The organism is Acinetobacter sp. TAC-1 (assembly GCF_029025845.1).
GTDB classification, from domain to species: domain Bacteria; phylum Pseudomonadota; class Gammaproteobacteria; order Pseudomonadales; family Moraxellaceae; genus Acinetobacter; species Acinetobacter guillouiae.
In genome coordinates this window covers 3,350,396-3,362,570 of sequence record NZ_CP118892.1, presented here as the reverse complement: position 1 = coordinate 3,362,570, position 12,175 = coordinate 3,350,396, and the positions used below count along the sequence as shown (strand labels likewise).

Here is a 12,175-nt window from a genome sequence, read left to right as displayed (position 1 = left end):
GAGGTTTTAACTTGGTAAACTATAGACACTCATCAGGAGTTTACCATGAGCAAGAAACAGAAGACTTACACCGCAGAATTTAAAGTTGAAGCAATAAAATTGATTGAAGCCAATCAAGGCAATGTATCGGAAACAGCCAGACAACTTGGCATTTCAATGCAAACTCTTTCAAATTGGAATAATAAAGCAAAGACTGGCACCTTAGCAGGCACTAAACAATATTCACCTGATCTAAATGCCTTACTCGAAGAAAATAAAAAGCTCAAACAACAGCTCAAAACAGCTGAAATGGAACGTGAATTTCTAAAAAAGGCAGCAGCGTACTTTGCGAAAGAAAGTCAGTAAGGTACGCCTATATGAAACAGCAAAGATATTTATTCCCGATTAGCTTTATGGCTAGATTACTTCACGTTTCAGTGTCACGATTTTATGATTGGCTAAAACGAGGCATGAATAAAAGATTGGTTCAGCGAAATCAACAGACAATTTTGGTCAAAATAGCTCATGAGGAAACTAAACAAAGCTATGGCTATATTCGATTAACTAAGCATTTACAAGCGCAAGGTATCAAAATCAGTACGTATGCTGTACGTCAAATAAAAAAGCTCAACCAGCTGTATTGTAAGCGTCATAAGCGTTTCAAAAGAACTACGAAGAGTGATCATAATCGAGCGATCTACGCAAATTTACTAGAGCAACAGTTTTCAATGACTAAGCCCAATCTTGCATGGTCAAGCGATATTACATACATTTGGACTGCTGAAGGTTGGTTATACTTGGCAGCAGTAAAAGACCTGTACACGAAACAAGTGGTTGGCTATAGCTTAAATGAGCGTATGACCGCACAACTTGTTTGCAATGCACTGACTATGGCGATTCGTAATCAAAAACCAACGAAAGGCTTAATTATTCATTCGGACAGAGGCAGCCAATATTGCAGCCATGAATATCGAAAGATACTGGAAAAATGTGATTTTCAAGGTTCAATGAGCAAACGTGGGGACTGTTACGATAATGCACCGATTGAAAGTTTCTGGGGCATACTCAAGAATGAATTAGTGCATCATTGCAACTATAAAACCAGAGATGAAGCTAAAGCAGATATTACAAAATACATTGTGTTATTTTATAATCAGCGAAGAATTCAAAAGAGTTTGGATTTTAAAACGCCAAATCAAATAGCAGAGAACTTTTATCGGTTAGCTGCCTAGCATATCCCAAGTGAAAGTCTCCTGCTAATTCAGCACATATCAGTTCCAGAAAGCTCAAGACAGAGATAAGAAAATATCTACTGGTGTTCGATTTAATTTGCCTCACTTAGATAATCTAATTGGCACAATCCGAAATGGACACTTATGTGTGGTTGGTGGTCGCCCTGGTTCAGGTAAATCAACATTAGCCCAAATGCTTGCACTAGATACTGCCTTTATAGGAAAAAAAGGCGTGTTGTTTGTATCAGCTGAAATGGATGATGAGACCTTATCAAACCGAATGATTAGTGCATTAGGTCTTATTCCTTACTCAAATATCCACAATGCTGAATTGTATAACGGATTATTGGAGCAGTTTGCTAACACCAAGGAAGCATATAAAAAACTTCCAATTTGGATCGAGCCAAAACAGAAACCATCAATCAGTGAAGTGCGTTCTTATGCTCGAAAAGCTAAACGGAAATTTAAAAATATTGGTCTTGGTTGCATTGTTGTTGATTACCTCCAATTGATTTGGGATCCAAGTAAAAAAGATCGTACGCAAGAAGTGGCCTCTATTAGCCGTGAACTTAAGGCAATGGCAAAAGAATTTAATTGCCCAGTAATTGCATTGGTCCAGCTTAATCGAGACTCAGAAAAGAATTCACGACCTAAACCATCAGATATCAAAGAATCGGGGCAGATCGAGCAAGATGCAGATCAAATCATCTTTGTAAATCCAGTTTTAGTCAAAGAAGATCAGATGCCGACAGGAATTACTGAACTAATTGTCGCTAAAAATCGACATGGAAAAAAAGGGATTGTGAGAGTACGTGATGAGCTAGAAGTGTGCCGTTTTAGAGGAATTACAGAGAATGAGGAGAGTGACGCTTTACAAACAACGAAATCTTCAAAATTTAAATCTGGGATGGCAGGACTGTGAACATGACAAATAATGACCAAAATTTAAATACTGACTTGATGGTGGCTTAATGAACTCAAAAATTGAAATTATGGAATGGTCAAGATTCACATTTGAGGAATGGCTTAAACAGTATGGCGCTTGGATCTCAATTAACAGAATGCGTGGAGGGCATGAGCCTGATCAGCTTGAGATAAACCAGATATATTGGTTAGCTCGTGAGAAAGAAGCAAAAATAAGACCTAACTCAAAACAGGTAATTATTGAAATCAGTGATTTTGAAGCGCTGCAGGTTGAAAAATTGATTTATGATTTAAAGCACTCAAAAACAATATGTAAATTTGCAAAGCCAGCAGTTAATCTGTTTATTGAAAAATGGGTATGTGGTCTAAGCCTAGATCAAATGGCAGAAAGATTTAAATTGAGTCGTAGCTCAATCAATAGCATGCTTTACGCAGGTGAGTTTTATTTGGCAGGGCATGACAAAAGACTTAAATTAAATAAAAAGTTTGCGTTTAAATGAAAAGTATGAAATATTAGTTATAGTTGAAAACTATGCGTAAATAGCTAGTTGGATTCTAAACCCACTTAGACCACCTCTTAAGTGGGTATTTTTTTACTAAGCTTATTTTCTAGTAACTCATAGTACTAATAACTTATTCTTGGAGGGATTTGAATGAGCATCAATTGGTTTTTCATGATTGCTTTTGTCCTTCTGTTGATCATTATTGTATTATTTTTTACGCGTAATAATTGATTTCAATACCCATCTATTCCAATACGTGGGTATTTTTTTTGTCTGGACATTTTTAGAAACCGTTTAGTGCTACACTCCCACCGATAAATAGGAAAACACATGAATATTTGCATCGGTGGCGAACAGAGCGGTCAAGTTGTAGAGAAAGGCCCAAACGATTACTTTCAGCAGTCAATCGTAATCGGCGACAAGACCTATAAGTTTTGGTTTTCAGATAAAGTAAGTTTTCATGATGCGTTTGTTGAGGCTGAGAAGCTGGCAAGGCAGGGATGAAATAAAGGGCGCTTAGGCGTCTTTTTTATGTGCTATTTAAATTATTGTTATATTTAATTGTCTAATTTTGTTATCTTTACATTTTAATAATGAAAATTAAAGATATGAAAAAATCCAATATTGGGTGGGCATTTGCAGGGGTGGTTGGCTTAGGAGCTTTAGTTGCTGGTACTGATAAAAATAATAACGGTACTACTGACCAAACCACAGCACAGGAAAGTAAAGAAACAGTAATTGAAGAACGATATGTAAATACCGCAACACTAAATGTTCGAGACAAACCTAATGGTAAAATATTAGGTAAAAAAGGACGTGGTGACTCAGTTTCCATCTATGAAATTAAAGATGGGTGGTCAAGGATTATTGATAATGGTTCGGATCCACAATGGGTTTCAGTTAAATCACTATGTAAAGGTGCTGGCTGTTACGAAGAAAAAACTGAAACCAAGCCTCAATATTTTGCACAACAAGAAACTAGAAATACCAGACAGGCTGTTTCAAAAAGTCATAGCTCAAGTAGTAAATCATACAATAGTGATTGCTCTTGTGCGGTCGTAGATTATTGTGTTGGCCCACGTGGTGGACACTATTGCATCAACAGCAAGGGTAATAAGACCTATAAGAAAAGATAGTAGTTGATTGAAATTAAATCTTTGCCAAAGGAGAACAACATGCTCCGAATCAAACAAATCTTTTGCAGACACGTTTGGGAATATTCAGATTTCTTTACAGTGAGAGAGTGTCGGAAGTGTGGGAAAATTAAACTGTTATAGATTTTAAAGAGAAGTGAATAAAAAAGCAGTAGGCTAGCAGTATTACGTCAGTACCACTGTTCAAAGCATTGATGGCTTAATTTGAGTTGATGAGATATGACGACACGCATTCAACCGCCACATGTGAGAATTAAGTTAGCTATTCACTTCATTTTTAAAATTACGCCCCTTCCGAGGGGTTTTTTAATGCCTAGAGGAAAGTGAAGATGTCAAACGAAAAGCAAATTGAGCAAGAAATTCAAGACAAAGGCCTTAATGCACCACGCTTAACACCAGATCATATTGATTCAGTTATTCAAGGTGTTCATTACTTTACCGCTGGTGACGGTTATGCAGGTGCGCTCGCATCTTCTGAAGAATTTAACTCACTGCCTGAAGGTGAGCGATTCATCAATCCACCACAGCAGCTTGACCTATTAACCTTCTGCGTAATTGTTTTGAAAAACGGTTTCACTGTTACTGGCGAGTCTGCTTGTGCAAGTCCTGAAAATTTCGACAAGATTATCGGTCAAAAGATTGCGTATGAAAATGCACGTAACAAGATTTGGCAACTGGAAGGTTATTTACTTAAACAAAAGTTGTATCAGGCTGAATTAAATAAATAATTCACAGCCTTTCGCTACATTTCCTTTGCCCCGAAAGGGGTTTTATTTTGTCTTGGAGAAAGCCATGCGCTTAGGTCGAATTGTATTAGTAGCATTGGGTATGAGCGCAGCGTTTGCCGAACCTGTAAAAAGACATGCCAGTGATTGGGATTCAATCAAATGGCGAGAACCAGTAAAAGGCAAATCAAAACTCAGCAAGGTATCTCAAGCAAAAAGACGTAAGTATAAACGTCAAGGTCGGTTGTGATGGAAGTCTTATTTGTAATCTTGATTTGTGTGATTTTGGTTTTTTCCTACTTGTGGTACCAAGACTACAAAAATTGGAAGTATCACAAAAAAAAACCAAGATCTTTAAATCCTTGGTCGGATTGGTGATCTATGGACTTCTTTGAAATGATTTATCACTCTGGACCTGATGAATTCGAGTGTGATTTCTACAAAAATAATTCTATTCAATCTCGTAGACACTTCATTAATCAAAGGCTTAAAGATGCAAAGCAAGATTTAGCCAATTACAAACATGAAGAAGAAACAAATGAATTCCTTTTAAGTATTTATCAAGAACAGATTGATGCGCTTAATCAAATGAAAGATGAGTTCATCAAGACTGGACGAGGTAGATTCAATAGCTATGTATCGCTTTGTGTTGCTGAGAGAAATTTAAAGGATGTGTAAATGGATAGACAGGAAGCACTAAGCAATCTCAAGCGATATGAATTAGAGATCAATAAATATCAAAGCTTATCTCGTGGTCTTATGACTCGTGATGAAATGATTGTCATTGATCGAAAGATTAGTCAGTTAAAAGAAAGAACTAAAGCAATTAGAAGTATGTTGAGTGATTGATCTTACTTGGATAATTTGATAATTTATTGTTTCTAAATTAATTATAGAGATAATAATGAAATCAAAACAATATATCTTAGTAAATATTTGTGGAGATAAATTTGGATTCTCAGATATAAGTAATAGCGGGAATCTAGAACTTTATCTATCTGGTCAAGAATATGATAAGTCGTCTTTTGAATTTGAATCTGCAAGTATTATTCTTATATTTGAAGCCAACTTAGAAGATGACATAAAAGAGATGATCCATAAATCCTTTCGTAAGCAGTTAGTTGGTTAATAACTAAACCTCCTTCGGGAGGTTTTTTATTGGGTGAAGATTATGACATGCCAAGGCTGTGAACAACGTCGAGAATGGATAAGGAAACAAAGTGAACGAGCAAAAGAACGAATGCGGTTGTGCTTGCAGCGCCTTACTGGCCAAGCTGGTAGAGATGAACAATCAAGTGATGCAACAAAGCAACAAGGTAATCGAACAGAACAAACAACTCATTCAGATCAACAACGAACAGGCAGCACAGATTAATCACTTGCTTGAGCATCTTGATTTGGAAGGTGAGAGTAAGAGTTCTGGGTATTTGGATGGGTGAGATATGTTTGAATCAATTAAGAAGTGGTTTCAAAGGCCTAAGGTTATCAACATTAATTTTGAAGCTGTACCTAGTGATACAAAGCTAGGAGTGTTGACCACAACAGAAAGGCTTAATGCAGAACATGCTACTCAGATTAAGGCAGCTTGGTCTAAATACAATAATGATTTTAAGGTTGTGGTTTTATCTGATGGTATCTCATTGCAAGCACTGAGTGATGAGGATCTTAAGGCGATTGGATTGATTCGTGCAGACTTTGGTGGTGAGCGATATGAGTAGAGCCTTGATATTGAAACGAGTAGCTAACAATAAGAAGTGTGTTGCTATTCATGATGCTGAAACTGGTGAGATTTTAGCTGATCAATTGTCTTGTGAGATTGTGAATAAACCAGATGAGCCACTACACGCAATCGTCAAGATTGGATTGTGTGGAGTAAATAGAATAGTAGGTGATGATGAAACTGCAACGACTACAAACCAAGCTTCAGACAATCAATCCCAAACCGAAGAATGAATTAAGAACTTCATGGCGTGATGGTAAATCATCTACTCAACGTGGCTATGGTTATAAGTGGCAGCAGTATCGGTTAAAGTTTTTACAGTTGAATCCGCTTTGTACTTATTGTGAAAGGCAAGGATTGGTAACGGAAGCGACTGTGGTGGATCATATCAAGCCACATAAAGGTGACAAGCAGTTGTTTTGGGATACTAACAACCAGCAAAGCCTTTGTGCTTCTTGTCACAGCTCAGTGAAACAATCTGAGGAAAATCAATACTCTAATGATAATTGTTCTCATGTGGTGGGGGAGGTAAAATCTTGAAATGTTTGAAAATTTCTAGACCGCCCACAATCTCATTTATAAAAAAAATTCTGTTTTCAAAAAAAGTTAACTCAAAAGTTAAAGGTGAATTATGTCATTAACTGCAAAAATGAGAAAATTTGCTCAGGCTGTAGTTAGTGGTCTAAGCAATAAAGATTCTGCAATAACAGCAGGTTATGCAGAAAAAACAGCAGCACAAGCAGGTGCAAAACTTGCTAAAAACCCCGACATTATCAGTTATATCGAAAAGTTAAAGGCTGACAAAAAGTTAACTTCTGACCCTCAAAAAGTTAAAGCTGAGAAAGAAAAAGTTAAAGCTGAAAACTTTGTTGAAGTTGTTAGTATTGAGCGCATTGAACCCGATGTTGAACAAGCAAATGGTCAATTCGTTGGTCGAGATGATATTGCTGTTGGTGGTGTAGATGATCCACTTGAGTACTTAAAAAAAGTCTGGACGGATGAAATGGAAGATCCAGATTTAAGACTTAAAGCCGCTCAAGCGGCTATGCCTTATGTGCATGGAAAAGTTGGCACCAAGGGTAAAAAAGAAACTCAAAAAGATGAGGCAAGAGATATTGCTGGCGGTGCAGGTAAGTTTGCAACAAGGGCAGCGCGAAAACGATATAGTTAGGTGATTTATGGAATGGACAACTTCTTGCAAAGATTGGGAAAAGAAGATTGTCAAAGGTCAATCCTTAATTCCATGCAAGCCACTATTTGAAGATGAAGCCGAAATGGCTTTAGATGTTTTTAAAAGCTTGATTGTCACTGATGTTATGGGTCAGCCCACAATGGGGGAAATTACAAGACCTTGGGTATTTGAATTCGTATCTGCAATCTTTGGTGCATATAGTGAAGAGGATAGTCGGAGACTGATCACTGAATTCTTCCTACTTATTCCTAAGAAGAATTCTAAATCAACGTTGGCAGCATTCATCATGCTTACAGCTTTGATTATGAATGATCGTCAGGCAGCAGAACTCATTATTTTGGCACCTACCAAAGAAGTTGCCGACAATAGCTTTGGACCTATTAAAGAGGCAATAGATGCTGATCCCGAGTTAAAAGCATTGCTTAATGTGTCTGAACACGAAAAAACAGTTAAACACCGGGAAACAAATGCCACTTTAAAAGTTGTTGCAGCCGAATCTAATACGGTTGGTGGTAAAAAGGCGTCATGGATATTAATTGATGAGCTTCATTTATTCCAAAAGAATGCTCGTGCCGCATCAATGTTTCGTGAGGCGACTGGTGGTTTAGCGAGTCGTCCTGAAGGATGTATCATTTATTTAACAACTCAAGCAAGTGAAGTTCCTTGTGGTGTGTTCAAGCAGAAACTAGATTATGCACGTGATGTAAGGGATGGAATCAAAGAGAACAGGAAGTTTCTACCTTTGATTTATGAATTTCCTAAACAGATGATCGAGGATAATAAGCATCTTGATCCTGAAAACTTTCATATCCCCAACCCTAATTACGGTACCAGTGTAGATCCGGAACAGTTAAAGGATGACTTTGAGCAATCTAAAGACTCAGATGAGGAAAACTTTCGGGATTTTCTAGCCAAACGCTTGAATGTCGAAATCGGCATGAATCTTCGTGCTAATCGCTGGGCTGGCTCTGAATTTTGGTTGCCACAATCCAAGCAATTCACACTCAACAAGTTAATAGATCAATCAGATGTAATCACTATCGGCATAGATGGCGGTGGTTTGGATGATTTATTAGGATTTGCTGTATTAGGTCGTCATGCAAAAAGCCGTAAATGGTGGTTATGGAATCATGCTTGGTGCAATACAACTGCAGTCGATCGACGTAAAGAGAATGCGCCAAAGTATCAAGACTTCCAGCAAGAAAATAGTTTAACCATTGTTGAGCGAATTGGTGATGACATTGATCAATTAGCCAAAATTGCCAAGCAAGTTTTTGATTCAGGGAAGTTAAACAAAATTGGCCTTGATCCACTTGGCTTAGGTGGACTTTTGGATGGTCTACTCAAAGTTGGTATTCCTGAAGAACAAATGATTGCAGTACCTCAAGGCTTTAAATTAATGGGTTATATCCTAACAACTGAGCGAAAGTTGGCAGAACGTAATTTATATCACCAAGGTTCGCAGTTGATGACTTGGTGTGTAGGTAATGCTCGGGCAGTTGTAAAAGGTAACGGCATGATGATTTCTAAACAAGAATCAGGTGTCGGAAAGATTGACCCATTGATTGCCACTTTTAACGCTGTGGCTTTGATGAGTATGAATCCTGAGCCTAAGAACTATGATATTGACGGTTATTTAGAGGACATCGTGATAGCATGAGCGATTTACAAGATACGGGGTTTTGGACTCGTTTCTGGTCACGATTGACTGGAAGAACTCAACTAAAAAAAGGTGATACTTCTTACCCATTTGACAGTTATTTATCTTCGGGTGGCGCAGTAGTTACACCAGAAACAGCATTGAAGCTTTCTGCGGTTTGGGCTTGTGTAAAACTAAGAGCTGAAACCATCTCAACATTACCATTACAGCTTTATGATTCTGATAAAAAAATAGCAACTGATCATAGCCTTTATCGCATTTTGCATGATTCTCCGAATGCAGATATGTGTGCAAGCGAGTTTTGGCAGGTGCAAAGCGCATGTTTGGATTTGTGGGGTAATGCTTACAACTTAATTTCAAGACGCTCAAATGGTGAAGTAATTGCGCTTGAGCCACTTTTCCCAAGTGAAATGATTGTTAAGCGAAATAAAGTTGGCTCAATTGAATTTCATTACACTGAGAATGGAAAAACTATTATTTATTCTGAAGACAAGATTCTTCATTTTAAAGGTTTTACGCTCGATGGCCTGATAGGGCTTTCAGCAATTCAGTTTTTTGCTCAGACCATTGGTATGCAGTTTGATGCCAATAATCAGGCACAAGATTGGTTTAAAAATGGCTTAAAGGTTGGTGGATTCTTAGAGACTGGTGAACAGACCTTAACAAAAGAACAGCGTGAAAGACTAAGAAACCACTTATCAGAGTTTAGTCGTCCTGAAAATGCTGGCAAATATATGGTCCTTGAAGCCAATATGAAGGTGGCAAGTGCAAGTGCGATCCGCATTAATCCAGTAGATGCCCAACTCTTAGAAAGTCGCTATTTTGGTATTGAGGAAATCTGTCGAGCATTTGGTGTACCACCTCAGTTGATTGGCCACACAAGTAAAGCAAGTTCGTGGGCATCAAGTTTAGAGCAAACCAATCAGGGATTTTTGACTTACTCATTAAATCCATCATTGGTTCGCTATGAACAGACAATTGCCAGAAAATTACTATTACCTCATGAAAAGTATAAGTACCGTCCGAAGTTTGCTGTTGATGGCTTATTACGTGCGAACAATGCTGCAAGGGCAGAGTTTTATGTGAAGATGACTCAAAACGGTCTTTACACTCGAAATGAAGTTCGAGAATTAGAAGATATGCCTAAAGCGAATGATCCAAGCGCAGATAAATTAATGGTGCAGATGCAGATGGTTCCTTTAGCAAGTGAACAAGGTGCAAATAATGAATAGAAAAAGTTTTAATTTAGAAATTAAAGCCGTCCAAGAGGACGGTTTTTTTTCGGGTTATGGCGCGGTTTTTGGGAATGTGGATTGGTACAACGATGTAATTCTACCAGGTGCATTTTCCAAAACTTTAGAAGAGTGGGCATCAAAAAATAAGTTTCCGCCTGTGCTTTGGAATCACAACGATAGTGAGCCAATCGGTGTCTACACCAAGATTTATGAAGATGCAAAGGGCTTATATGTTGAGGGAAGATTGTTAATCGACGACGTTCCTAGAGCCAAATCTACTCATGCTTTGTTAAAAGCAGGCGCTATTGATGGTTTGAGCATTGGCTACATTACTAAGAAAGCAAACAAGCAAACCAATGGCATTAGAGAGCTAGTTGAGCTTGGTTTGGGTGAGATATCTATCGTAACAACGCCTGCAAACGAAGAAAGCCTTATTACTTCTGTTAAATCAAAATTAGAAGGTGGTGAGTTGCCATCTTTGCCTGAATTTGAAAAGTTCCTGAGAGAGTCAGGCTTTTCAAAATCGCAAGCCACTGCAATCGCTGGTAAGGGTTTGCGTCATCTTTTGAGCGAGTCTGAAGGTGAAATACAACAAGCGAAATCAATTTCAAATGCTTTCAATATTTTAAAAGGAGTCAGTAATGACTGATATTAATATCGAACAACTCGCTCAAGAGTTTAAAAAACAAGTTGATGAAGTCAAAGCAATTGCAGAAGACTTCAAAGGCAAACGCGAACATGGTGATAAAATTGCCGAAGGTGCCAAACAATCAGCCGATGAAGCAATCACTAAGTTGAATGAAACCAAAGCTCAATTAGATGAGCTTGAGCAAAAAATGGCGCGTCGTCCAAATGATACACCGAATGAAGTAAAATCATTGGGTCGTCAGTTTGTTGAGAGCGATCAATTTAAATCTCTTGCTGGTGCAGCTGGTCAACGTGGTAAAGCAAACCTAGAAGTTAAGGCAACAATTACCTCATTAACAACTGATGCAGCGGGATCTGCTGGTGACTTAGTTCAAACTACTCGCTTGCCGGGTATCATTGCACAACCTGATCGTAAGCTTACAATCCGTGATCTTTTAATGCAGGGTCGTATGGATGGTAATGCACTCGAATATGTGCGTGAAACTGGATTCACAAATAATGCTGGCATGGTTGCTGAAACAACTAAAAAACCTCAATCCGATATCAAATTTGATTTAGTCAGCACCACTGCAAAAGTAATCGCGCATTATATGAAAGCTTCTCGTCAGATATTAGATGATGCGTCGCAGTTGCAATCTTATATTGATGGTCGCTTACGTTATGGCCTTGCATTCAAAGAAGAACAGCAAATTCTTAATGGTGATGGTACAGGTCAGAACCTTTTAGGGATTATTCCACAAGCAACAGCGTATGTACGTCCTACAGGTGTAACCCCTTCATCTGAAACCATCATTGATACATTGCGTTATGCAATGCTTCAAGCGGTTTTAGCAGAATATCCAGCAAGCGGACATGTGCTTAACCCGATTGATTGGGCAAGCATTGAAACCCTGAAAGACTCAACAGGTCAATATATTATTGGCAATCCGCAAGGTGCTGCATCACCAACATTATGGCGCCTTCCTGTAGTTGAAACTCAAGCCATTACGGCTGGCAAGTTCTTAACAGGTGGTTTCTCAATGGGCGCTCAAATCTTTGACCGCTGGTTGTCTCGTGTAGAAGTGGCAACTGAAAACGAAGATGATTTCATTAAAAACTTGGTGACAATCTTAGCTGAAGAACGTTTGGCATTGGCGGTATATCGTCCTGAGGCGTTTATCTATGGCGACCTTAAACCTGCTACTGGTCCTTAAGTTTTGAACT

The 12,175-nt window shown here is 38.3% G+C and carries 18 protein-coding genes and 1 pseudogene; all 19 read left to right on the top strand.

What is annotated here, in order from left to right; translation table 11 throughout:
* Positions 1-45: 45 nt before the first annotated feature.
* The 19 genes and pseudogenes from PYV58_RS15610 to PYV58_RS15520 all read left to right on the top strand — a co-directional run bounded on the left by PYV58_RS15610 (position 46) and on the right by PYV58_RS15520 (position 12,165).
* Positions 46-1,211 (top strand): IS3-like element ISAba21 family transposase gene (locus tag PYV58_RS15610; RefSeq protein ID WP_085947552.1). Its coding sequence is split into 2 segments (ribosomal slippage): positions 46-304 and positions 304-1,211, totalling 1,167 coding nucleotides; the frame shifts between segments, so codons are not numbered across the junction.
* A 46-nt stretch (positions 1,212-1,257) separates the two neighbouring features.
* Positions 1,258-2,133 (top strand): annotated as a pseudogene (locus PYV58_RS15605) (DnaB helicase C-terminal domain-containing protein); the annotation flags it as partial.
* 49 nt (positions 2,134-2,182) lie between these two features.
* Positions 2,183-2,635 carry a hypothetical protein gene (locus tag PYV58_RS15600; protein WP_275059571.1) on the top strand — a complete coding sequence of 151 codons (453 nt, stop codon included), beginning with the start codon at positions 2,183-2,185 and terminating at the stop codon, positions 2,633-2,635.
* A gap of 333 nt (positions 2,636-2,968) precedes the next feature.
* Positions 2,969-3,142: a hypothetical protein gene (locus PYV58_RS15595; RefSeq protein ID WP_171077815.1), complete on the top strand. Its 174-nt coding sequence runs from the start codon at positions 2,969-2,971 to the stop codon at positions 3,140-3,142.
* A gap of 104 nt (positions 3,143-3,246) precedes the next feature.
* Positions 3,247-3,774, top strand: coding sequence for a hypothetical protein (locus tag PYV58_RS15590; RefSeq protein WP_034616656.1), 528 nt, complete (start codon positions 3,247-3,249; stop codon positions 3,772-3,774).
* Between the two features lie 347 nt (positions 3,775-4,121).
* The gene (locus PYV58_RS15585; RefSeq protein WP_034616659.1) at positions 4,122-4,520 is read left to right on the top strand and encodes a Gp49 family protein; all 399 of its coding nucleotides are present in this window, start codon (positions 4,122-4,124) and stop codon (positions 4,518-4,520) included.
* Positions 4,521-4,584: 64 nt separating this feature from the next.
* Positions 4,585-4,767, top strand: a complete 183-nt coding sequence (locus PYV58_RS15580) for a hypothetical protein (protein WP_034616662.1) — start codon at positions 4,585-4,587, stop codon at positions 4,765-4,767.
* Between the two features lie 131 nt (positions 4,768-4,898).
* A complete protein-coding gene (locus PYV58_RS15575) occupies positions 4,899-5,195 on the top strand; it encodes a hypothetical protein (RefSeq protein ID WP_034616665.1) in 297 nt (98 codons plus the stop codon).
* Complete coding sequence (locus PYV58_RS15570; RefSeq protein ID WP_171077801.1) at positions 5,196-5,366, top strand: hypothetical protein; 171 nt, start codon at positions 5,196-5,198, stop codon at positions 5,364-5,366.
* A 55-nt stretch (positions 5,367-5,421) separates the two neighbouring features.
* Positions 5,422-5,646 (top strand): hypothetical protein, encoded by a 225-nt coding sequence (locus PYV58_RS15565; RefSeq protein ID WP_004725001.1) that lies wholly within the window; start codon positions 5,422-5,424, stop codon positions 5,644-5,646.
* A gap of 42 nt (positions 5,647-5,688) precedes the next feature.
* On the top strand, positions 5,689-5,892 hold the full coding sequence (locus PYV58_RS15560) for a hypothetical protein (protein ID WP_155768696.1): 204 nt from the start codon (positions 5,689-5,691) through the stop codon (positions 5,890-5,892).
* Between the two features lie 67 nt (positions 5,893-5,959).
* Positions 5,960-6,235, top strand: coding sequence for a hypothetical protein (locus PYV58_RS15555; RefSeq protein WP_034616728.1), 276 nt, complete (start codon positions 5,960-5,962; stop codon positions 6,233-6,235).
* Positions 6,228-6,470, top strand: a complete 243-nt coding sequence (locus tag PYV58_RS15550; RefSeq protein ID WP_051671084.1) for a hypothetical protein — start codon at positions 6,228-6,230, stop codon at positions 6,468-6,470. Before PYV58_RS15555 ends, PYV58_RS15550 begins: the two co-directional genes overlap by 8 nt.
* Positions 6,412-6,777 carry an HNH endonuclease signature motif containing protein gene (locus PYV58_RS15545; protein ID WP_081407406.1) on the top strand — a complete coding sequence of 122 codons (366 nt, stop codon included), beginning with the start codon at positions 6,412-6,414 and terminating at the stop codon, positions 6,775-6,777. The genes PYV58_RS15550 and PYV58_RS15545 overlap by 59 nt, the downstream gene beginning before the upstream one ends.
* Positions 6,778-6,868: 91 nt before the next feature.
* Positions 6,869-7,408, top strand: coding sequence for a terminase small subunit (locus tag PYV58_RS15540; RefSeq protein ID WP_034616671.1), 540 nt, complete (start codon positions 6,869-6,871; stop codon positions 7,406-7,408).
* Between the two features lie 7 nt (positions 7,409-7,415).
* Positions 7,416-9,089 carry a terminase large subunit gene (locus PYV58_RS15535; RefSeq protein ID WP_034616675.1) on the top strand — a complete coding sequence of 558 codons (1,674 nt, stop codon included), beginning with the start codon at positions 7,416-7,418 and terminating at the stop codon, positions 9,087-9,089.
* On the top strand, positions 9,086-10,321 hold the full coding sequence (locus PYV58_RS15530; RefSeq protein ID WP_034616678.1) for a phage portal protein: 1,236 nt from the start codon (positions 9,086-9,088) through the stop codon (positions 10,319-10,321). Before PYV58_RS15535 ends, PYV58_RS15530 begins: the two co-directional genes overlap by 4 nt.
* A complete protein-coding gene (locus PYV58_RS15525) occupies positions 10,314-10,973 on the top strand; it encodes an HK97 family phage prohead protease (RefSeq protein ID WP_034616681.1) in 660 nt (219 codons plus the stop codon). The genes PYV58_RS15530 and PYV58_RS15525 overlap by 8 nt, the downstream gene beginning before the upstream one ends.
* Positions 10,966-12,165, top strand: coding sequence for a phage major capsid protein (locus tag PYV58_RS15520; protein WP_034616684.1), 1,200 nt, complete (start codon positions 10,966-10,968; stop codon positions 12,163-12,165). The genes PYV58_RS15525 and PYV58_RS15520 overlap by 8 nt, the downstream gene beginning before the upstream one ends.
* Positions 12,166-12,175: the final 10 nt, after the last annotated feature.

Coding starts and splice junctions, on each gene's coding strand:
- PYV58_RS15600 (WP_275059571.1), top strand. CDS start 2,183: ATGAACTCAAAAATTGAAATTATGGAATGGTCAAGATTCACATTTGAG.
- PYV58_RS15595 (WP_171077815.1), top strand. CDS start 2,969: ATGAATATTTGCATCGGTGGCGAACAGAGCGGTCAAGTTGTAGAGAAA.
- PYV58_RS15590 (WP_034616656.1), top strand. CDS start 3,247: ATGAAAAAATCCAATATTGGGTGGGCATTTGCAGGGGTGGTTGGCTTA.
- PYV58_RS15585 (WP_034616659.1), top strand. CDS start 4,122: ATGTCAAACGAAAAGCAAATTGAGCAAGAAATTCAAGACAAAGGCCTT.
- PYV58_RS15580 (WP_034616662.1), top strand. CDS start 4,585: ATGCGCTTAGGTCGAATTGTATTAGTAGCATTGGGTATGAGCGCAGCG.
- PYV58_RS15575 (WP_034616665.1), top strand. CDS start 4,899: ATGGACTTCTTTGAAATGATTTATCACTCTGGACCTGATGAATTCGAG.
- PYV58_RS15570 (WP_171077801.1), top strand. CDS start 5,196: ATGGATAGACAGGAAGCACTAAGCAATCTCAAGCGATATGAATTAGAG.
- PYV58_RS15565 (WP_004725001.1), top strand. CDS start 5,422: ATGAAATCAAAACAATATATCTTAGTAAATATTTGTGGAGATAAATTT.
- PYV58_RS15560 (WP_155768696.1), top strand. CDS start 5,689: ATGACATGCCAAGGCTGTGAACAACGTCGAGAATGGATAAGGAAACAA.
- PYV58_RS15555 (WP_034616728.1), top strand. CDS start 5,960: ATGTTTGAATCAATTAAGAAGTGGTTTCAAAGGCCTAAGGTTATCAAC.
- PYV58_RS15550 (WP_051671084.1), top strand. CDS start 6,228: ATGAGTAGAGCCTTGATATTGAAACGAGTAGCTAACAATAAGAAGTGT.
- PYV58_RS15545 (WP_081407406.1), top strand. CDS start 6,412: ATGAAACTGCAACGACTACAAACCAAGCTTCAGACAATCAATCCCAAA.
- PYV58_RS15540 (WP_034616671.1), top strand. CDS start 6,869: ATGTCATTAACTGCAAAAATGAGAAAATTTGCTCAGGCTGTAGTTAGT.
- PYV58_RS15535 (WP_034616675.1), top strand. CDS start 7,416: ATGGAATGGACAACTTCTTGCAAAGATTGGGAAAAGAAGATTGTCAAA.
- PYV58_RS15530 (WP_034616678.1), top strand. CDS start 9,086: ATGAGCGATTTACAAGATACGGGGTTTTGGACTCGTTTCTGGTCACGA.
- PYV58_RS15525 (WP_034616681.1), top strand. CDS start 10,314: ATGAATAGAAAAAGTTTTAATTTAGAAATTAAAGCCGTCCAAGAGGAC.
- PYV58_RS15520 (WP_034616684.1), top strand. CDS start 10,966: ATGACTGATATTAATATCGAACAACTCGCTCAAGAGTTTAAAAAACAA.